Genomic DNA, 19,412 nt, shown 5'->3' on the forward strand with positions numbered 1-19,412 from the left:
CCATATTGTTTGTTCCCGATCAAATTGCATTTAACTCGAACTGCTAAGCTACTATCAACCCAATCAAGGAGCAAAAAGATGAAAGCAGCGTTAGTGCATAAATTTAAGCAACCACTAGAAATTCAAGAAATTGAACAACCTAAGCTATCTCAAGGTGCAATAATCGTTGAAATAGCCGCCTGTGGCGTATGCCATACTGATTTACACGCGTGTCACGGTGACTGGCCTGTAAAACCTAAACTACCACTGGTGCCTGGACATGAAGGCGTCGGTACGGTTATCGCAAAAGCTGATGATATTAAACATCTGGCAGTTGGTGACAGAGTTGGTGTACCTTGGCTACATAGCGCCTGCGGCCATTGTGAACACTGTTTAAAAGGTGACGAAAATCTATGCCCAGAGCAATTAAATAGCGGCTATTCAGTTGATGGTGGTTATGCGCAGTACTGTAAAGCGGATGCTAACTATGTGGTAAAAATTCCAGAAGGGTTATCCTTTGTCGATGCAGCTCCCCTATTTTGCGCTGGCGTCACCACCTATAAAGCATTAAAAGTCTCAAAAGCCAAACCTGGCGAGTGGGTTGCTATTATCGGTGTGGGCGGACTGGGCCATTTAGCTGTTCAATACGCCAAAGCCATGGGGCTGAATGTGGTTGCGGTTGACACTGGCGAATCAAAATTAGCGTTAGCAAAAGATCTTGGCGCCGATTTATGTATCGACTTTAAACACCACGATCCCGCAGAGTTGATGCAAAATAAGCTAGGGGGCGTCCAAGCCGTGGTTTGCACCGCGGTCTCAAAACCTGCCTTTACCACTTCGTTTAACAGTGTGAAGCGTGGCGGTACTTGCGTACTAGTTGGTTTACCACCAGAAGAAATGCCCATTCCTATTTTTGATACCGTGCTCAAAGGGATTAGCGTTGTAGGGAGTATTGTTGGTACCCGTCAGGATCTCACCGAATGCTTGCAGTTTGCAGCAGAGGGAAAGGTAAAGGCCATCATTGAAACCAAGCCTCTTGAGCAAATCAACGATATATTTGACGATATGCTCAATAACGAAATTAACGGCAGAATTGTACTCACATTCGACTAGGCTTTACGCCATTAGCAGCCAAAAGTTTTACCTTATTCTCAACTTTTGGCTGCCCTCTAACTTATTGGAAAATTAGAAAAGATAAAATCATACACTATACTTTGAGTATCAAAACTCAGCCCTTGCACAATTGATGACAGACCGTGATAAATACATACTTCATCCAAGCCACTCTTTCAGCTTCAGGTACTTTTATCACATCTCAGCGCTATCGATGTTGCTGTTTTTTTCTCCGTCTTGTTTACCTTTTTGGCATTCATTAATAAAGAAGCACAGGAACAGGAAATAGAGAAAAACTTTAATCTTATTCGCTTATCTCAAGAACTAAGACTCAGTTCAGATCAACTTACCATGATGGCACGGGCCTACGCCGCAACCGGTAACTATAAATTCAAGCAGTTTTTCGATGAAATCTTAACGATCCGAAATGGCACTTCCCCTCGCCCTAAACATTTACACCGCGTGTATTGGGACATGTTGCTGGTCAAAGAAGGTAAGGCCCCTTTTGAAAAGGAAGCAGCAAAAGCATTACTCACGCTACTGCTAGAAAACGGCATATCCGAATCTGAACTCACTATGCTAAAAAATGCAGAGAATAAAAGTGAAAAACTGGTTTTGCTTGAGCGTGAAGCATTTGCGCTTGTCGCAGCAGGGAAAAATAGACAGGCACTCGACATTTTATACAGCGAAGCTTATCTGCAAAGTAAAGTACAAATCATGACGCATATTAATGCGTTTTTAGCCCATAGAGAAAAACACTTTAGTGAGCGCCTCGCGGTAAGTAACAAGAAAGTAAAATATTATTACCTTGCAGCATTTGTCTGCTTTATCTTGCTATTGCTTAGCCTAATCGCGCTGTATAACGCTCGCTCGGCTATCCGTAAAAGCATCATTGATTACCTAAATACAGAAGTTAAAAGCCAAACCGAAGCATTAATAGATAAAAACAAAGCGCTCAATGATGCAATTAATGAGCTCAGCGAAACCCAAAAGCACCTCATCAATGCTGAAAAATCAGCAACGCTGGTTCGATTGATCCCAGGGCTTGCCCATGAGATTAACACGCCAATTGGCGTCGCCATGACCGCTTCCAGTAACCAACTATTGCTTGTCGAAGGAGTAAGACAAAAGGTAAATAAAAATGAAATCGCCAAGTCCGCTTTATTGCATTCGATAGAAAATATTGAAAGCTGTGCCAAGCTTGTCGTTAATAGTACCGAGCGGATCACCGGTATTATCGACCAGCTCAAAATTATCACCAATACTGGGTTTGAAGGAGAAGTGAAGCCTATTTACTTACAACCGCTGATCGCACACTGTGTGCGTGAACTTGCCGATCAACACCCACATATTGATATCACCTTAGCTATTCCCGAAGCACTTGCTATTACGGCACCCGAAAGGTTGTTGCAGCAGGTTTTACAGCCTGTAATAGAAAACGCGTTTTATCATGCCTTTGCAGATAACTCAGTGCAAAGTCCGTGCGTAATTATATCGGCTCAAGCTACAACATCTGGATATACCATAACCGTTACCGACAACGGCGGCGGTATTCCATATGAAATCAAAGATAAAGTATTTGACCCCTTCGTGGTCGGTAATCGCACACAAAAAGGCTTAGGTTTGGGACTAAGCGTTGCGCTCGCTATCGTCACGCAGTATTTTAATGGTGTAATTGAGTGTGAAACCGAGCCAAGTTCAGGAACATCTATCATTATTAAGTTACCAAGCTAGTCGCGCTAACGGACCCAGCCAATACTTAACAACACTCGAGTACCAGCTTCTACTTTAGAAACGGAATGCTCTGATTTATCAAAACCTGAACACGAGATAACAACTTGTTCTCTAGCAGCTGTTATTCCTTACTACTGCGTTAAATTTGCTTGCAATAGGCCAGCTATTGACGCACAAATTTGCCTTGTATTAAGAAATAACTTCTGGCTAGAGTGATATTACGCTTTTGAACTTAGGTATTTTAGTGAATTAACTAACTTCTTATCCCGAGTTCAGGTTCAAAAGTTTGATGCGACTGCTGCTATAAAGCGGATCTTTACACTTAAATTCACCGCCTGACTTCGCCCGCTTTAAAACAATATTTAACCTGAAATGTTTCCCTGAAGCGACTTTATCGGTGTGTGGTGGTACTTCGCATCCCGTCGGAAACTTCAGTAAATACATATCAAACTTAACTGGCCACATCGCGGTTGCTAGTAACATTTTTTGATAACCCGACTGTTGCCTGCCAAGTTGCCAGCGAAAATACTTTAGTTTACTTTCCATAAATGCACACTTTGAGCTTCATTATTATTGCGGTAATGCTTTGTAAATAGAATACAGAGGAACAACACACTGCCACTCTTCTTGAGAGATAGAGTAAACAGCAAGGTTAAAGCACTCGTTCCGATAAACACCTTGACGACGTAATATACCATCAAAGTGCGCACCAAGTTGCTCAACCAACCGGCGTACTAACTCATTACGTTCGTCGACTCTAAACTCAATCAAAGCGAATCCTAGCGTATTCAAGTACTCTGTCACGAATAAACAAAACACCTTGTCGAACAGGGTATCGTGAATAAACCAACTCTCTTCTACCAGCACTTTTTTGGCCGCTGAGTCATCGACAGTAACTAAGATCATACCAAGCATTTCGCGTGTTTGAGTTTGTCGCACACAAATGCAGTCCTTTGATTTATCTTCAGCTGCTTGTAAAAAAGGTCCTAGCACTCTTTGTTGTCGCAACTTCAATAATTCTTGAGCATCATACTCATCACCATACCTGAGCGAAAACAGACGCTCTAACCGGTTATATTCTCCTGCTCTTAACGTTCTCAGAGCAAACGCCGAGTCCGAAAATTCAACACGAATATCACTTATCGGGACGTTATCTTCATCTGGTGGGGCAATCATTGTCTTTTCTGAATGACTAACGGGTAACTCAGATTATTACACCTATTCAAGTCTAAAAGCTATGTCAGTGAGCACTCATAATATTTAAACGACAAATAAACCGTAAAGAACAAGCATAACTAAAGTCAACGCAAAACCAATTCGGATCCGTTTAAGTATGGTCTCATCTTTAAGCGTTTTAAATATCACACCACCTAATGCTAGCCACATAGTGTCGACCACTATCGCCACCACATGGCACACACTGGCGGCAAGCAAGGTAGCAACTAGATTTGAGCCTGCAGGCACAGAAGCAGTCGCAAAAATAGCGATGCAAGCTGCGTAGGCTTTGGGGTTAAGGAGGTTAAGAATAAACCCATCTTTAAAGCTAGGTAGCTGTGCGCCAGCATTACCAAGCGCCGAGTTGTTTGCTGCAATTTTATAGGCAACGTAAATTAAGTAGGCGGCTGCAAGCCACTTTAGCACGAGCGTCACCTGAGGCTGACTTACCAGCAATCCAGCCACTCCCGTAGCCGCACAGATCACTGCTACTAACAACCCCGCCAAAATACCAGCTAAGAACGGCAAACCTTTTTTCACTCCCTGACTGGCGCCAGCTGCCGCAAGTGCAAGCGGCGCAGGTCCGGGAGAGCCAAGTAACACCGCGGTTGTAACCGCTACCGAAAGTAAAGCTTCAAACATCATATCGTCCTTATGATTTACAAGTCTGCATGGTGATACCAAAGATGAAACCCAATGACAGGCACACCTTCACGACCAAGCAACAACTCGGGAGTTTTCTTATCTTGAAAATAAGGCTCCTGGGAACAGAGCCTTTAATTTAGTATGGAACTACGCCTCAGGGACGCGAACAAAGCCTTCCATTAGCACCCGAGCGCTGCGGCTCATAATGGCTTTTTTAGCTTGCCAGCGACCTGACTCTTGTAGCGCTTCAGCGCCAACCTTTAAGGTGCCTGACGGATGTCCGAAGGTCACAGAATTAAGATTACCGCCACCTGCAGCTTCGTTAACTAAGGTGCCAGGAATTGCTGCTGCAGTTGCTATCGCCACAGCAGCCGTGCCCATCATCGCATGGTGTAACTTACCCATAGATAACGCGCGAACGTTTAGGTCGATGGTATTGGCTTCCACCGCTTTACCGCTCGATGCTGCATAAGATTTAGCAGGTGAAACGAAGGCTATTTTTGGGGTATGTTGGCGAACTTTCGCTTCGTCAATATGACCTATTAAACCCATTTTAACTGCGCCATAAGCACGAATCTTTTCAAATCGCTCTAGTGCAGCTGAGTCCCCATTAATCGCTTCTTGCAATTCTGTACCTTCATAGCCTAAATCGGCGGCACGGAAGAAAAGCGTTGGGATCCCGGCACTAATCATAGTCACTTCAAAGGTGCCTTCATCAGGCACAGTTAACGTATCGACAAGATTGCCCGATGGAAACATATCAACATCCGGATCGCTTGGATCCATAAACTCAACCACCACTTCTGCTGCAGGGAAAGTTACGCCATCCAGTTCAAAGTCGCCCGTCTCTTGTACTTCTCCATTGCTGATAGGAATATGCGCCACTATAGTTTTGCTAATATTCGCCTGCCAGATTTTAACTACGGCGATGCCGTTTTCTGGTACTTTATCGGCGTCAACTAGGCCATTACTAATTGCAAATGCCCCCACGGCAGCTGTTAAGTTGCCGCAGTTTCCGCTCCAATCAATAAATGGCTTGTCGATAGCAACCTGACCAAACAAGTAATCCACGTCATGGTCGGTTTTATCGCTTTTACTTAAGATCACGGTTTTACTGGTGCTTGAAGTTGCTCCCCCCATGCCATCGGTATGTTTGCCATAGGGATCTGGGCTGCCAATCACACGTAACAGTAAATTATCTCGCGCTTCACCCGGTTGCTGCGCACACTCTGGTAAATCCGCTAAATTAAAGAATACCCCTTTTGAGGTGCCGCCACGCATATAAGTGGCGGGAATTTTAATTTGAGGCTTAAACTGACCCATGGTTATACGCCTTCCGCTTCGAGGAAGTCTTGAGCGAAGCGCTGCAATACACCACCTGCAGAGTAAATAGACACTTCTTCAAAAGTATCTAATCGACAAGTCACTGGGACCTCTACACGTTCACCACTTTGACGATTAACCACCAGTGTTAATGTGGCGCCTGGAGCCGGCTCCCCTTCAACGTCGTAGGTTTCTGTGCCATCGAGTTCAAGCGTTTTACGGGTTGTACCCGCTTTAAATTCAAGCGGTAGTACACCCATACCGATTAAGTTGGTACGGTGAATACGCTCAAACCCTTCCGCTGCGATAACTTCAACTCCAGCTAATCGAACACCTTTTGCAGCCCAATCACGAGATGAACCTTGGCCGTAATCGGCACCGGCAACGATGATCAGCGGTTGTTTACGCTCCATGTAGGCTTCGATGGCTTCCCACATTCTGGTGACTTTGCCTTCAGGCTCAACACGCGCCAGTGAACCCTGTACCACTTCGCCGTTTTCAACCACCATTTCGTTTAATAGTTTAGGGTTGGCGAATGTCGCACGCTGTGCCGTTAAGTGATCACCTCGGTGTGTAGCGTATGAGTTAAAATCTTCTTCAGGTAGGCCCATTTTTGCTAAATATTCGCCGGCTGCACTACTTGCCAAAATCGCATTCGATGGCGACAAATGGTCAGTGGTGATGTTATCGCCTAAAATCGCTAATGGACGCATACCTTTCATGGTGCGCTCACTCGCCAGTGCCCCTTCCCAATAAGGAGGGCGACGAATATAGGTACTCATTGGACGCCACTGATAAAGCGGATCATTGTCTTCACCATAGTCTACGGTGAGGTCAAACATTGGCTCATAAACGGCGCGGAACTGCTCTGGTTTTACACTTTCTTTGATCACCGCATCGATTTCTTCATCGCTTGGCCAAATGTCTTTTAGCGTTACCGGATTACCTTCTTGGTCGCGACCTAGAACGCCATTTTCAATATCAAAGCGCACAGTGCCTGCAATTGCATAAGCCACAACTAGCGGTGGTGAAGCTAAGAAGGCTTGTTTTGCATAGGGGTGAATACGACCGTCAAAGTTACGGTTACCCGATAACACTGCCGTTGAATACAAATCGCGGTCAATCACTTCTTGTTGGATTTTTGGATCAAGTGCGCCACTCATGCCATTACAAGTCGTACAAGCAAAGGCAACGACACCAAAACCGAGCTGTTCAAGCTCAGGTAAGAGCTTTGCTTCTTCCATATAAGAACGCACTGCTTTTGACCCCGGAGCAAAAGACGTTTTCACCCAAGGTTTACGAGCAAGGCCTAGTTTATTAGCATTACGCGCCAGTAAGCCTGCGGCAACTACGTTGCGTGGGTTACTGGTGTTAGTGCAGCTAGTGATAGCAGCGATGATCACCGCGCCATCTGGCATTAAACCATCTTTTGGCGCTTCAATCTCTTTAACAATACCTTGATTGGCAAGGTCGTTAGTTGCAACGCGACGATGCGGATTTGAAGGACCTGCAATATTACGAGTCACCGTAGACAAATCGAACTTAAGTACACGCTCGTACTGTACGTTTTGTAAAGAATCAGCCCAAAGCCCTGTTAGCTTCGCGTATTTTTCCACCAGCTTTATTTGCTCGTCGTCACGGCCTGTGAGCTTCAAATAATCAATGGTTTGCTCATCGATATAGAACATGGCCGCAGTTGCACCATACTCTGGGGTCATGTTTGAAATTGTCGCACGGTCACCTAAATTAAGGTCCTGCGTACCTTCACCAAAGAATTCTAAGTAGCTAGAAACTACACGTTCTTTACGCAAGAACTCAGTGATCGCCAGTACGATATCCGTTGCGGTGATCCCCGGTTGACGTTTGCCAATGATCTCAACACCCACAATATCCGGCAGTCGCATGTAAGACGCACGACCAAGCATCACGCTTTCCGCTTCAAGGCCACCTACACCAACGGCAATAACACCGAGTGCATCTACGTGTGGCGTGTGGCTGTCGGTGCCAACAAGTGTATCAGGGAAGGCAACACCGTCGCGCGCTTGAATAACCGGTGACATTTTTTCTAAGTTGATTTGGTGCAAAATACCGTTGCCCGGCGGGATCACATCAACGTTTTTGAATGCCGTTTTAGTCCAGTTGATAAAATGAAAACGGTCGTCGTTACGACGGTCTTCAATCGCGCGGTTTTTCTCAAATGCATTTTCTTCATACCCAGCATGCTCCACAGCCAAACTGTGATCGACAATCAGCTGAGTGGGAACGACTGGGTTAACTTTAGCCGGATCGCCACCTTTTTCAGCGATGGCATCACGCAGGCCGGCAAGGTCGACTAGTGCTGTTTGACCCAAAATATCATGGCAAACCACGCGAGCAGGAAACCACGGAAAGTCTAAATCGCGACGGCGCTCGATAATTTGTTCAAGATAATCATTAAGTTTTTCAGGCTCAGCGCGGCGTACTAAGTTTTCAGCAAGCACACGCGAGGTATAAGGTAAAGTCTCGTAGCTACCTGGTTTGATGGCTTCTACCGCTTCTTTTGTATCGTAATAGCAAAGCCCAGAATCAGGCAAACGTTTACGGAATTGAGTATTCATAACAACTTCCAACAATCTGTGACGGAGAACAGGCGGCCATGGCGACCGCCAGAATAGACTCGAGTAATGTTCGATTAACGCTCAGAAATAGCAGGAACTGGACGTAGCTCCTCACCAGTATATTCAGCCGATGGACGAATAATGCGGTTATCTGCACGCTGCTCCATAACGTGTGCAGCCCAACCCGTTAAACGTGACATTACAAAAATTGGTGTAAACAATTTAGTTGGAATTTTCATGAAGTTATATGCTGATGCGTGGAAAAAGTCGGCATTACAGAATAGTTTTTTCTCGCGCCACATCACTTCCTCACAGCGTACAGATACAGGGTAAAGTACTGTGTCGCCAACATCTTCCGCTAGTTTTTCAGACCAACGCTTGATGATTTCGTTACGAGGATCCGAATCTGAGTAGATAGCGTGGCCAAAGCCCATGATCTTTTCTTTACGCTCTAGCATGCCCATCATTTCTTGCTCTGCGTGATCAGCAGATTCAAAGCGCTCAATCATTTCCATTGCCGCTTCGTTTGCACCACCGTGAAGCGGGCCACGTAGAGAACCAATCGCACCAGTAATACAAGAATGCATATCAGAAAGCGTTGAAGCACACACACGAGCTGTAAAGGTTGATGCGTTAAATTCGTGCTCTGCATAAAGGATAAGTGATACGTGCATCACACGCTCATGTAGCTCACTTGGTTTTTCGCCGTGCAATAAGTGTAAGAAGTGTGCACCGATTGAGTCGTCATCCGTCTCCACATCGATACGAACGCCATCATGGCTAAAGCGATACCAGTAACAAATAATGCTTGGGAAACTTGCTAGCATGCGATCGGTTACTTTACCTTGCTCATCAAAGCTGGCTTCACCTTCAAGGTTGCCAAGCATTGAACAACCCGTACGTAATACATCCATTGGGTGTGCATCAGCAGGAATACGTTCTAATACTTCTTTTAACGCCTGCGGCAAACCGCGCATTGCTTTTAGTTCGCTTTTATAAGCGTCTAGTTCAGCTTGATTTGGTAAGTTACCTTTAAGGATAAGGTGAGCAACCTCTTCAAACTGACAATTTTCAGCTAGATCCTTTACATCGTAACCACGATAAGTCAAACCTGAGCCCGACTTACCTACTGTTGATAGTGCTGTTTTTCCTGCTACTTGACCGCGAAGGCCTGCGCCACTTAGTACTTTAGCCATATTATTGTCTCCTGAATTTTTTACCTGCTGGGTATTGATATTTTGTGCTGCTGGGCAATCCCAACAGCTTTAATTTTTTACTTATTTTTACCTTCGGCGAAGAGGGCATCGAGCTTTTGCTCATAATCGTGATAACCAAGGTAATCGTACAAATCCATACGGGTTTGCATGGTATCGAGTACCGCTTTCTGATCACCGTTTTCTAAGATAGATTGATATACCAGCTCCGCCGCTTTGTTCATTGCTCTGAACGCACTTAATGGATAGAGCACCATATCTACGCCCCACTCACCCAGCTCAGCTTTGTTCCAAAGTTCTGTTTTACCAAACTCGGTGATATTCGCGAGGATGGGCACATCAAGTGCTTCACTGAATGCGCGATAGTGTTCTTCTGTTTGTACCGCCTCTGCGAAGATGCCATCTGCGCCTGCCGCTACATAGGCTTTTGCACGCTCAATTGCCGCTTCTAACCCTTCTTGCGCAAACGAATCCGTTCTCGCCATAATGAAAAAGTCAGGATCGGTGCGCGCATCAACTGCCGCTTTGATACGATCTACCATTTCGTCGGTCGACACGATTTCTTTATTTGGACGATGGCCACAGCGCTTTTGCGCAACTTGGTCTTCCATATGTACCGCTGCGGCACCTGCTTTTTCCATATCTCGAATGGTTTTTGCAATATTAAATGCACCACCCCAACCAGTATCAATGTCGACCATTAAAGGTAGATCACAAGCCGAAGTAATGCGACTTACATCGGCAATTACATCATTTAGAGATGTCATTCCTAAGTCAGGTAGACCATACGATGCGTTAGCAACGCCACCACCTGAAAGATAAATAGCTTGGTGACCGATTTTTTTTGCCATCATTGCGCTATACGCATTGATAGTACCGACGATTTGAAGCGGTTTATTGGCTTTTAATGCTTCGCGAAATTTTTTTCCTGCACTCATGATGATGTTCTCTCTTAAAAGTGTGATTGATTACTTGCTAACTTGGCTGCGATATTATTTTTAGAATATTGAATATGTCGACGCATCAGTATTTCTGCGAGTTCTGGGTCACGGTGACTGATCGCACGAACAATGTGCTTATGCTCGTCAAATGCCGTGGTAACACGGGGTCCAGCCATCCCTAACTGTACGCGATACATGCGCACTAAGTGATATAATCCATTGACCAGCATAGAGATAAGACTCGCGTTTTTACTGCCAAGAATGATGCGGTAGTGAAAGTCGAGATCACCCGCTTCTTGGTAGTAAGAATGCTGATTTTTGACTTCATCGAATTGACTCGACAGGAGCACTTCTAAGTCTTGAATTTCAGCCTCAGTCATATGCTGTGCTGCCAGCCTTGCCGCCATGCCTTCTAGTGCTTCACGGATCTGATAAAGCTCCATCAGCCCTTCAGGTGTTAGTGTAACGACTCGAGCACCAACATTGGCTTTACGCTCAACCAGATGACATGACTCCAAACGGTTTATTGCCTCACGGACTACAGCTCTGCTGACTTCGTATTTTGTCGACAATTCCATTTCACTAAGCTTAGACCCTGCCGCTATATCACCCTCAACAATCTCCTTTCGCATGCGAAAGAATGCTTTATCAGAAGATGTAACTGCTTGCTCGTCAAAAAAGCTCATCATTAGTTAGTCAACATTAGTTCATTAAGTTGTAGACAATATAGTGTTGCTTTACGTCCGCGTCAACATCACCAACGCTAAATTGTCGACAATTTTCACTATAGACACTATTCATGGAATTTATACTTCAAAGGTATTCATTAACTGATTTAATTGCGATTCGATGATAAAAAATTGGAGAGTCATTGCACTGGTTATAAATCAGGCATAATATAAAGGTATTCATTTATATTCATGAAGTTTGCGGATGTGGCGTTACAAATCTTTGCTATTCATATTGCTACTGTCTGCCAATTTTGCTGAAGCGAAAACATATTCCATACTGGTTTATCATGGTGCGAACCCGCCTTATTACTTCGAAGAGAACGGAAAACCCACTGGGATTTTTGTCGACATCTTTCAAGAATTAGCCAAACTCACCTCTCACCGATTTGAATTTGTGCCTCTTTCTGTTGCCAGAGGACAGCGCTATTTTGATCAAGGTAAAGTAGACATAGAGCCCGGGATTAGCAAAACATGGCGAGTGGATGCTGAAGTACATGGGATCTACAGCATTGATTATGCTTTTTCTTCTGAGGTCTTGTTAGGATATCAAGACCGGTGTGTGGGAAAGCATCAGCCAGAACAATTTTACGGCACGCTTGTAGGAAAAGTTAGAGGCTATCGATACAACGACTTTGAAATGCACTTTGGCAAAGATAAAATGCTAATCTATGAAAATATCTCAGAGAAAGAGCTGTTGGCTCAACTTGAACATAAGCGTTTAGACTATATCTTAATTGGCTCAGTAACCGCAGACTACTACATTTCACAACATCCAAATTATCAGTCTTTTAAAACTTGTTTAGAAATAAGCCGATTACCTGTTCAAATGCGTTTACAGCCTAAATTGATTGAGTTACGGAAAGAAATAAATAGTGCCCTGAGACTAATGATTAATGGCGGGAAAATTAAAGCCATCTATGCTAAATATAGAATAACCCAGTAAAGTGTGGAGCTTTTTGCTAATGTATGCTGCTGTAGTCCCCCTATTTTTAGCTATTTTCATGCTGTGGTCACCGTCTACAAAGGCAAAACTGCAAGTTGTTACTGAGCTATCTCCACCAAATCAAACTATTGAAAATCATCAAGTTTCAGGCTCAAGTACTGATCTCGTTAAAGCCATTTTAAAGCTAGCAGAGCTCGAAGCCGAATTTGCTATTTACCCGTGGGCACGGGCTTATAAATTGGCAGAGCATGGCAACAATACCTTAATCTATAGCATGGCAAGGACCCCAGAAAGAGAGCAACGCTTCCATTGGATTGGTCCCGTGGCCGTATTTCATCTTGGCTTTGTCACCAATAACTACCGTGAAGACATTAAAGTTCGCTCCCTTGAGGATGCAAAAAAGTACAAAATAGCGGTACAACGAGGAGATATTGCAGCAGGTACATTGAAAGCTTTAGGTTTTAACTTTATACAAACCAGTGACATTGAAAAGTCATATGAATTACTCGTTGCTAACCGTGTTGATCTGGTCATTGATGACCCGCGCTATCTTACGGCAATGGCTACAGAGCTTAATTTACCCAGTGACCATTTTGTTTTTCTCTACGACGTAAAACAGCTTTCTGTGGAGGGATATTTGGCCACCAACAACCAACTCCCTCTAGCAATCGTTGAAAAACTCCGAAAGGCATTCGAAACGGTTAGTAAAACGCAAGCTTATCGGCGTGTTTTAGAGCTGTAACTTCCTTTGCTTAATGGGTTCTCATTTTGCTGTCTAAACCATTTAAACAGTCAAACACTTCCATACTGGCACTTTCCATGTTTGCTAGCATCGTGATGAGCGTCTCTTTATCACCGCGAGCACTCGCACGCAGCGCTGCAATGCCAGATTCATGTACTTTTGCATGGGGCGCTTCTAGACGTTTATAATCGCTGAAATTAGAGAAATCCGCTTTGCCTTCTCCTTCGTAATACCATCGACCCAAGCGACAATGATGATGATCAGCAAATTTGCTTTCGTCTCCTTCTTTGCCTTCTCGGATCGCTTTATAGATGTTTACTTTCCAAACTAAATGATCCAGCTTCACGGTTTGTACAAATGTACTCATACTGGCTGCTGATATCACATCGGCCATCATTTTTGAGGTTGAGGCCATTGTACCAACAGACTCATTGATGTCAGTAGCAGTATTAGAAACAACCTGTGTTTCTTCCGTGCTTTGCTTAACGTGTTCGAATGCATTATCGGTGTGTTGCGTTGTCATGTTGGTTAAACTAGAGATTTTCTCAGCCGCTTCTGATGAACGACCAGCTAGTGTTCGTACCTCATCAGCGACTACGGCAAACCCACGCCCTTGCTCACCAGCCCTTGCAGCTTCAATTGCCGCATTTAACGCCAGTAGGTTGGTTTGTTCAGCAATGCTCTGTACTTGTGAAACAAATGAATTAATTTCTGATGCCGATTGCGATAATTGCTCAAATGACGTGTTTAAACGTGCTGATTGTTCTGTTAAGCCGCACAAGACTTGCACGCAATTTGTTAGCCCTTCGCTTATTCCCTGGAAGTCCTTTAAACTACCCGAAAGCCGCGTTTCTTCGCCTTTTAGCAGATCAGCCGAATTAGCGACATCATGCCTTACCGCATCAAGCATATCTAAAGATAAGAAAAAGTTTTGTACTATCGTTCGCTCAATTTCAACTGCTTTTGCAACCTCAGCGGCTTCTTCATAAGCAGTATGCAATCGCTGTTCTACATCATCCAAACGCGCTTGAAGCGTAGCGTTATCACTTTTAACACTATCCAATTCAGCACGTAACTGTGCTGAGTTATCCTTTTTGAAGAACATCCAACACTCCTAAAAAAGAGGCCAACAGAGATTATTGTGTGGGTTAGACTATCCGTATAAAGAGTAGCCCATATCTTTGAAAAGGGATAACATTTAGCTATTAAAACTGAGTAACGAATTAAAAGGAAGATACAATGATTGAACGAATTGATACTAAACCGAGAATGAGCCGAATAGTAAAGCATAACGGTACAATTTATCTTTGCGGCCAAGTGTGCAAAGACGCCGAGCAAGGTATTAAAGAACAAACTGAAACCATGCTTGAAAAAGTCGATGAGCTACTTATTCAAGCTGGTAGTGACCGAAAACATATTCTTTCTGCAACAATTTATATTCAAGATATGAAGTATTTTGCAGCAATGAATGAGGTATGGGATGCCTGGGTGCCTGAAGGTTATGCACCAGCTCGCGCTTGTGTAGAAGCAAGTATGGCTCGTGATGCATTGCTTGTTGAAATTTCGGTTGTGGCTGCAGAAATCTAGTCTAAAAAGCTTAATGAGTAACACCAAATGTATTAAGTAAATGAGCTATTTGAAGTGAATTCAACACAGTTAGCGCAAAAGCTGGCTGCTAGAAAGGCATTAATTGTCCGAAGCTCAGGTTATTAAGTTATTCTAAAGAAGAAATTTTTAACGACGCTAATATGCCATTTCATCCTTCAAATTGATTAGAGAATTAATTCAGTTGGTATAAGTGCTTTTTGTACAGGACATACTCTTGGTCCGCCAGAGCTGGTGACCAGCCTAATTTCTGAGATCCCAGGTTGCAGCGCTTTTTGAGCCTAACTGATGTTTGGTTCGAGCTCAAAAAACGAGATGAAATAAAGTCGGTTTAATGGTTTTGTCGGCAACTAATCAAGTATTGGCAATAATCCGAAAACCAGCCCTGTACAGGCGACTAGTGATAGTAGCGACCCAGTACCTACCATAACTCTAACAGTTAATTCGGCTGTAATGTTTGCTGAAAATCCAGCACCTGCGACTGGCAGCGCTTTACTTGCCCCCGTTGCAGACGCTACTGTTATTCCCAGCCATATAAGTATGAACCCCAATACCGAACCATAAGCCACGGCAGCTTCAAATAATAAAGGCAGCTCAACCAAAGACCAAATAACACCAAAGATAGCCAGAGCCATACCACACTGAACAGCAGTTAAGTGACCAGAAAGCGCCATCCTAGAGTTTTTCATCGTTGGTATCAGTGCACCTTGTACCAAACCGACAAGGAAAAAGGCAATGCCAATAAAGATGAGCTCTGCGCCCAGCGATGTAAGTGCTATCATCATATTCCCTCTCTATGCTTAACGCTAGGCTCAGTAACGCGATTTATCTTTCGGACGTTACCAGTAGAAAGTGGAGGGTTTTGGTCGTTCTGACAGTTAAATTTTTGCATGATATCCATTGTTATTCCCTATAAAAAACTTATGGTAAACAACCAAATATCAAAATTCATTCACCTAGATTCATTTTTTAATTTACTCAATGTTTGGGGAGCTACACTAAGGTAAGAGGCTATATGATAGGATTTAACTTGCTTAAATATGAAAGGGTATTCGTCAAGTAAACGATCATATCTTTGCGCAGCAGTCTCAGACATAAGGGAAAGGACGCGTTTATATGTTGCAGCATAATAAGTGCTATGTATCCATATTCTCGCTAGTATCTCCCATTTTTTGTCTTGTGATATAAACTTATCCAGCGCTTCTAGCGATGCGACATAAAAAACCGAATCTTCAAGAATTTCAAAGTTTAGCATCGACCCTGTTTTTTCGTAAAAGCTCACACTATCATCCATAAAGTGGTTCAAACCATGTTTACTTTTTCCGCGGAAATAAAGCTGCCAAGTATGCTCTTTACCATTCATATCACTAAAATATGATCTCGCTAAACCACTTTTAATAAACCAGATCTCACTAAACACTTCACCTGCATGATGTACCATTGTTCCTTTTTTAACATATTTGATGCTAAATATTCCGCAAGCACTAGCCCACTCATCATCATGGACAGGAATATATTGTTCAATCATTTTTCTGAAGTATTTCATAGGATTATAATTTTTTTGGTTTTCTCCGCCAATAAACAGACTCTATTTTTAAATCTAATACTTGACCGACAGCTAAAGCATCCATAGAAATAGACAAGCCAAATAGTATTTACCAACGCCCAAATATGGGGCGTAAACACTCAGGCGAAAATTGTAATGTCACCAGAGTGTTAGCACCCCAGTGCGCCTTAGCGCACGCCATAATTTGTTTGTTAGACACCTTTCACTAGTTTTGAAAAATTCTCATTCTGAACAATTTTTCCAATTAGGTTTTGAACTGCGGGCATCAAAGCTTGTGCAGTTTGATTGCACGCGGTTTCACCATAAAACAAGTTAAAGCTCATACTTTCCGCCACATGTTTGCAACACAACTATTAATCAACGGAACCGACATCGGAGCTGTTCAGAAGCTTTTCGGTCACATTAATATTCGTCCAACTGAAAGATATACTCAATGTGATCAACACAAAGTTTGGCTTCCTTCAGCCCACTGCTACAACTTTAAAACGCCATAACCTCTGAACTCTTATCCACTTAAGTATTTGCTTTCTTAACAAATTTCGCTGTCACCATCATTTCACCAGCGCCATCAACCTTGCAGTCAAGCTCATGGTCTTTTTTATCTAGCACGCGCCTTACCACAGCCTTAGTACCAATCTTAATGACTTGTGAACTGCCTTTAATCTTAAGGTCTTTAATCACAGTGACTTTATCGCCATCCGCTAGTAGTGTGCCATTGGCATCTTTTACTTGAATGTCGTCCTCGGTAGCAGTCGCGTTTGGATCCCATTCGTAAGCACATTCAGGGCATACTAACTGACTTTGATCTTGATAAACATATTCAGAATTGCACTTGGGGCAAGCAGGTAAAGACATAATTAACCGTATCACTTTTAAGAATGTGTATCATGGGCATATGATACTGTAAAAATGAGTGGAACGTCCTCTATATTCTTCTTTAACTCGCTATTGAATTAAGAACAACTACCCAAAATGTTGCGGCACGACAATTGCTTAGTTATTAATCTGCATTTCATCATTTAAAGGATTACCTATGCTTGTTAGTCAAACCCAGGGGGTTGGATCACCAACAATTTATAGCAGCCATAGCCCGCATCAACCAAAAGAGGCTGAAGCAGTACAGAAAGACACTCAAGTCTCCATTAGCCAAACCGCAAACAATGCCGAACATAATTGGCAAAATATTGCCTCTAAATACAACGTTCACAACATTTCAGCGGCAGAAGCACGAACTATGTCCAGAGAGCTATTCGAAGGAGGGTTTATTGATTCAGGCCAGATGATGGCTATCGGCGCGCCGATATCAATGAATGAAAGCCCTCACGAAAAGATCAATTTACTTGATGATATGAAGCGTACATTTGAAATTTCAGCAGCCAGCGGCGGGCTCAATAAAACATCGCGAGAGATTTATGCTTCGGCGATCAATACGCTTGAGGATCTCGCTAAGGCACACAGAAAGACTATACCAACTTGAGGGGTTAAGTCTGTCTAGCCGCGTTATAACAATTTGCCTTAATGGTTGCTCAATTTGAGAGAGCAAATAGCAAGATTTTAGCGAAAAAATATGCGCTATTTCAGGCACAAAAAAAGCAAGCCTTGGCTTGCTTTTTCTTCATCAGTTAAGCGATTAAAGCTTAACGATGTTCTCAGCTTGAGGACCTTTCTGGCCGTCAGTTACTGTGAACTCAACTCTCTCGCCTTCAGCAAGTGTACGGAAACCGTCACCTTTGATTGCGCTGAAGTGTGCGAACACGTCAGGGCCATTTTCTTGAGCGATGAAACCAAAACCTTTAGACTCGTTAAACCACTTAACGGTACCTGTAAGAGTGTTAGACATAATACTAATCCTGATATAAAAACAAAAACCAATGCTAAGCATTGATGAGCTATGCCCATGTGGGCGCATAGACCTAAATTTGTAGAGTGGATAAAACTTCAGGACGGTACTACTACAAGCAAACACTTATACAACAACGTAATGGAGATTTTAAAACACTGACTCAAATTCTGTCTATGAACATCATATAGGGATTCCGCCCTAAGTCAATGTATTTTTAATCATCAATATGACTTGTTAATGACAAATACCAATATTTTATTGACCACTTATTCAACACCTTATTTATTCAGGTGTTCTTGAGCTAAGTCTATGCTTAGATTGGTAATTGCAATAAAATCTTCATAAAGCTAGCGTGGGTTTTTAGAGGCTAATTCTCGCACTAATTGCATCACTTGCTCCACCACGACGTGAGGAGCATTCATGGGGACAGTATGGTCGCTACCTTCTGCCACAATCAATGCAGATTCACAATGGGACGCTAACGCTTCTTGTCCTTCTCGCCATGCTTTAACGTCTCGCTGAGTTGGGTCAAATGGTCGCTCCGCCACAATCACTCGGCATGGAATATGTGCTGGGGCTTGATGGGCTCTAACACTCGCAACGGTTTCGCTTAAGGCCTGAGTTTCTCGGCGCAACGCCTCTCCAAATGTGTTTTCTGGAAGTGAGCTTAATGGTTTGAGTAACTTATCTTGGGCCAAAGCGTGTGTTTTATCAATAAAGTGAACCGTCACAGGGTCCACATACAGCAGTGCAGCTACTTGTTGAGGGTTGTAGGTAATATAATTTTGCATAATGTAGTATGCGTAGGAGTGGCCGACATAGATAAATGGAGGACGTATATCAAGCGACCTTAGCACTTCTCGTAAATTACGATTATCGGTATCAACACTATAAGCTCTATTGCTAAGCTCACTTTTACCATACCCCTCACGATTATAGGCGACCAAGGCATTCGGCACTTTTTGCAACAAGCCCTTCATTACTGGAGTCCAGTATATGGCCGGAGCGGCTGAGCCAGTTTCAAATACGATGGCAGGCTCATTTCCCGAGACGTGATAGACCTGTAATGATACCTTATTTGCAACAATAAGCTGCTCACTGATGGTGCGTTCGAGCGCCTCTTTTGCCACGCCTTGACCACTCACTAAAGCACACAATAACACTAGCGTACGATACATATCGGTTCCTTGATGTTTACCCTACTATCGGCTAATAAATTT

The 19,412-nt window shown here is 43.4% G+C and carries 20 protein-coding genes and 2 pseudogenes; 7 read left to right on the forward strand and 15 right to left on the reverse strand.

Annotation, left to right across the window (positions count from 1 at the left end; all coding sequences use genetic code 11):
• Positions 1-78: 78 nt before the first annotated feature.
• Complete coding sequence (adhP, locus tag CEX98_RS04610; protein WP_099640943.1) at positions 79-1,092, forward strand: alcohol dehydrogenase AdhP; 1,014 nt, start codon at positions 79-81, stop codon at positions 1,090-1,092.
• Between the two features lie 249 nt (positions 1,093-1,341).
• A complete protein-coding gene (locus CEX98_RS04615; protein ID WP_242441624.1) occupies positions 1,342-2,826 on the forward strand; it encodes a sensor histidine kinase in 1,485 nt (494 codons plus the stop codon).
• A 282-nt stretch (positions 2,827-3,108) separates the two neighbouring features.
• Here the strand turns inward: CEX98_RS04615 and CEX98_RS04620 are convergent.
• The 8 genes and pseudogenes from CEX98_RS04620 to CEX98_RS04655 all read right to left on the reverse strand — a co-directional run.
• Positions 3,109-3,372, reverse strand: a pseudogene (locus CEX98_RS04620) (2OG-Fe(II) oxygenase); the annotation flags it as partial.
• 24 nt (positions 3,373-3,396) lie between these two features.
• The gene (locus CEX98_RS04625; protein ID WP_172439720.1) at positions 3,397-4,002 is read right to left on the reverse strand and encodes a GNAT family N-acetyltransferase; all 606 of its coding nucleotides are present in this window, start codon (positions 4,000-4,002) and stop codon (positions 3,397-3,399) included.
• An 84-nt stretch (positions 4,003-4,086) separates the two neighbouring features.
• Positions 4,087-4,686 carry a LysE family translocator gene (locus CEX98_RS04630; protein ID WP_242441625.1) on the reverse strand — a complete coding sequence of 200 codons (600 nt, stop codon included), beginning with the start codon at positions 4,684-4,686 and terminating at the stop codon, positions 4,087-4,089.
• Between the two features lie 147 nt (positions 4,687-4,833).
• On the reverse strand, positions 4,834-6,009 hold the full coding sequence (gene prpF / locus CEX98_RS04635; RefSeq protein WP_099640945.1) for a 2-methylaconitate cis-trans isomerase PrpF: 1,176 nt from the start codon (positions 6,007-6,009) through the stop codon (positions 4,834-4,836).
• A 2-nt stretch (positions 6,010-6,011) separates the two neighbouring features.
• Positions 6,012-8,606 carry a Fe/S-dependent 2-methylisocitrate dehydratase AcnD gene (acnD, locus tag CEX98_RS04640; RefSeq protein WP_099640946.1) on the reverse strand — a complete coding sequence of 865 codons (2,595 nt, stop codon included), beginning with the start codon at positions 8,604-8,606 and terminating at the stop codon, positions 6,012-6,014.
• 74 nt (positions 8,607-8,680) lie between these two features.
• Positions 8,681-9,802: a bifunctional 2-methylcitrate synthase/citrate synthase gene (gene prpC, locus CEX98_RS04645; RefSeq protein WP_099640947.1), complete on the reverse strand. Its 1,122-nt coding sequence runs from the start codon at positions 9,800-9,802 to the stop codon at positions 8,681-8,683.
• 77 nt (positions 9,803-9,879) lie between these two features.
• Complete coding sequence (gene prpB, locus CEX98_RS04650; protein ID WP_099640948.1) at positions 9,880-10,758, reverse strand: methylisocitrate lyase; 879 nt, start codon at positions 10,756-10,758, stop codon at positions 9,880-9,882.
• Between the two features lie 14 nt (positions 10,759-10,772).
• The gene (locus tag CEX98_RS04655) at positions 10,773-11,447 is read right to left on the reverse strand and encodes a GntR family transcriptional regulator (protein WP_172439722.1); all 675 of its coding nucleotides are present in this window, start codon (positions 11,445-11,447) and stop codon (positions 10,773-10,775) included.
• A 247-nt stretch (positions 11,448-11,694) separates the two neighbouring features.
• Between CEX98_RS04655 and CEX98_RS04660 the strand changes: the two genes are divergently transcribed.
• Together CEX98_RS04660 and CEX98_RS04665 are read left to right on the forward strand one after the other, a co-directional pair.
• Positions 11,695-12,435, forward strand: a complete 741-nt coding sequence (locus CEX98_RS04660; RefSeq protein WP_099640950.1) for a substrate-binding periplasmic protein — start codon at positions 11,695-11,697, stop codon at positions 12,433-12,435.
• Between the two features lie 19 nt (positions 12,436-12,454).
• Positions 12,455-13,177 carry a substrate-binding periplasmic protein gene (locus tag CEX98_RS04665; protein WP_099640951.1) on the forward strand — a complete coding sequence of 241 codons (723 nt, stop codon included), beginning with the start codon at positions 12,455-12,457 and terminating at the stop codon, positions 13,175-13,177.
• Positions 13,178-13,187: 10 nt separating this feature from the next.
• Here CEX98_RS04665 and CEX98_RS23580 read toward each other — a convergent pair whose 3' ends face one another.
• Together CEX98_RS23580 and CEX98_RS23585 are read right to left on the reverse strand one after the other, a co-directional pair.
• Positions 13,188-13,592, reverse strand: a complete 405-nt coding sequence (locus CEX98_RS23580; RefSeq protein ID WP_431520153.1) for a CZB domain-containing protein — start codon at positions 13,590-13,592, stop codon at positions 13,188-13,190.
• 12 nt (positions 13,593-13,604) lie between these two features.
• A pseudogene (locus CEX98_RS23585) lies at positions 13,605-14,282 on the reverse strand (methyl-accepting chemotaxis protein); the annotation flags it as partial.
• A 134-nt stretch (positions 14,283-14,416) separates the two neighbouring features.
• Between CEX98_RS23585 and CEX98_RS04675 the strand changes: the two are divergent.
• Positions 14,417-14,764: a RidA family protein gene (locus tag CEX98_RS04675; RefSeq protein ID WP_099640953.1), complete on the forward strand. Its 348-nt coding sequence runs from the start codon at positions 14,417-14,419 to the stop codon at positions 14,762-14,764.
• 368 nt (positions 14,765-15,132) lie between these two features.
• Here CEX98_RS04675 and CEX98_RS04680 read toward each other — a convergent pair whose 3' ends face one another.
• The gene (locus CEX98_RS04680) at positions 15,133-15,567 is read right to left on the reverse strand and encodes a hydrogenase (RefSeq protein ID WP_099640954.1); all 435 of its coding nucleotides are present in this window, start codon (positions 15,565-15,567) and stop codon (positions 15,133-15,135) included.
• Positions 15,568-15,734: 167 nt separating this feature from the next.
• Positions 15,735-16,310 carry a Crp/Fnr family transcriptional regulator gene (locus tag CEX98_RS04685; RefSeq protein WP_242441626.1) on the reverse strand — a complete coding sequence of 192 codons (576 nt, stop codon included), beginning with the start codon at positions 16,308-16,310 and terminating at the stop codon, positions 15,735-15,737.
• A gap of 374 nt (positions 16,311-16,684) precedes the next feature.
• On the opposite strand from CEX98_RS04685, the gene CEX98_RS04690 reads away from it, so the two are divergent.
• Positions 16,685-16,843, forward strand: a complete 159-nt coding sequence (locus CEX98_RS04690) for a tyrosine-type recombinase/integrase (RefSeq protein WP_099640956.1) — start codon at positions 16,685-16,687, stop codon at positions 16,841-16,843.
• A gap of 19 nt (positions 16,844-16,862) precedes the next feature.
• On the opposite strand, the gene CEX98_RS04695 is transcribed toward CEX98_RS04690, so the two are convergent.
• Positions 16,863-17,204 carry a zinc ribbon domain-containing protein YjdM gene (locus CEX98_RS04695; RefSeq protein WP_099640957.1) on the reverse strand — a complete coding sequence of 114 codons (342 nt, stop codon included), beginning with the start codon at positions 17,202-17,204 and terminating at the stop codon, positions 16,863-16,865.
• Positions 17,205-17,382: 178 nt separating this feature from the next.
• Between CEX98_RS04695 and CEX98_RS04700 the strand changes: the two genes are divergently transcribed.
• Complete coding sequence (locus CEX98_RS04700; protein ID WP_099640958.1) at positions 17,383-17,826, forward strand: hypothetical protein; 444 nt, start codon at positions 17,383-17,385, stop codon at positions 17,824-17,826.
• Between the two features lie 153 nt (positions 17,827-17,979).
• On the opposite strand, the gene CEX98_RS04705 is transcribed toward CEX98_RS04700, so the two are convergent.
• The gene (locus CEX98_RS04705; protein WP_010603820.1) at positions 17,980-18,189 is read right to left on the reverse strand and encodes a cold-shock protein; all 210 of its coding nucleotides are present in this window, start codon (positions 18,187-18,189) and stop codon (positions 17,980-17,982) included.
• Positions 18,190-18,539: 350 nt separating this feature from the next.
• Positions 18,540-19,370: an alpha/beta fold hydrolase gene (locus CEX98_RS04710; protein WP_099640959.1), complete on the reverse strand. Its 831-nt coding sequence runs from the start codon at positions 19,368-19,370 to the stop codon at positions 18,540-18,542.
• Between the last annotated feature and the right edge of the window lie 42 nt (positions 19,371-19,412).

Origin of the sequence: Pseudoalteromonas piscicida (genome assembly GCF_002744175.1) — a bacterium.
GTDB lineage: Bacteria > Pseudomonadota > Gammaproteobacteria > Enterobacterales > Alteromonadaceae > Pseudoalteromonas > Pseudoalteromonas piscicida_B.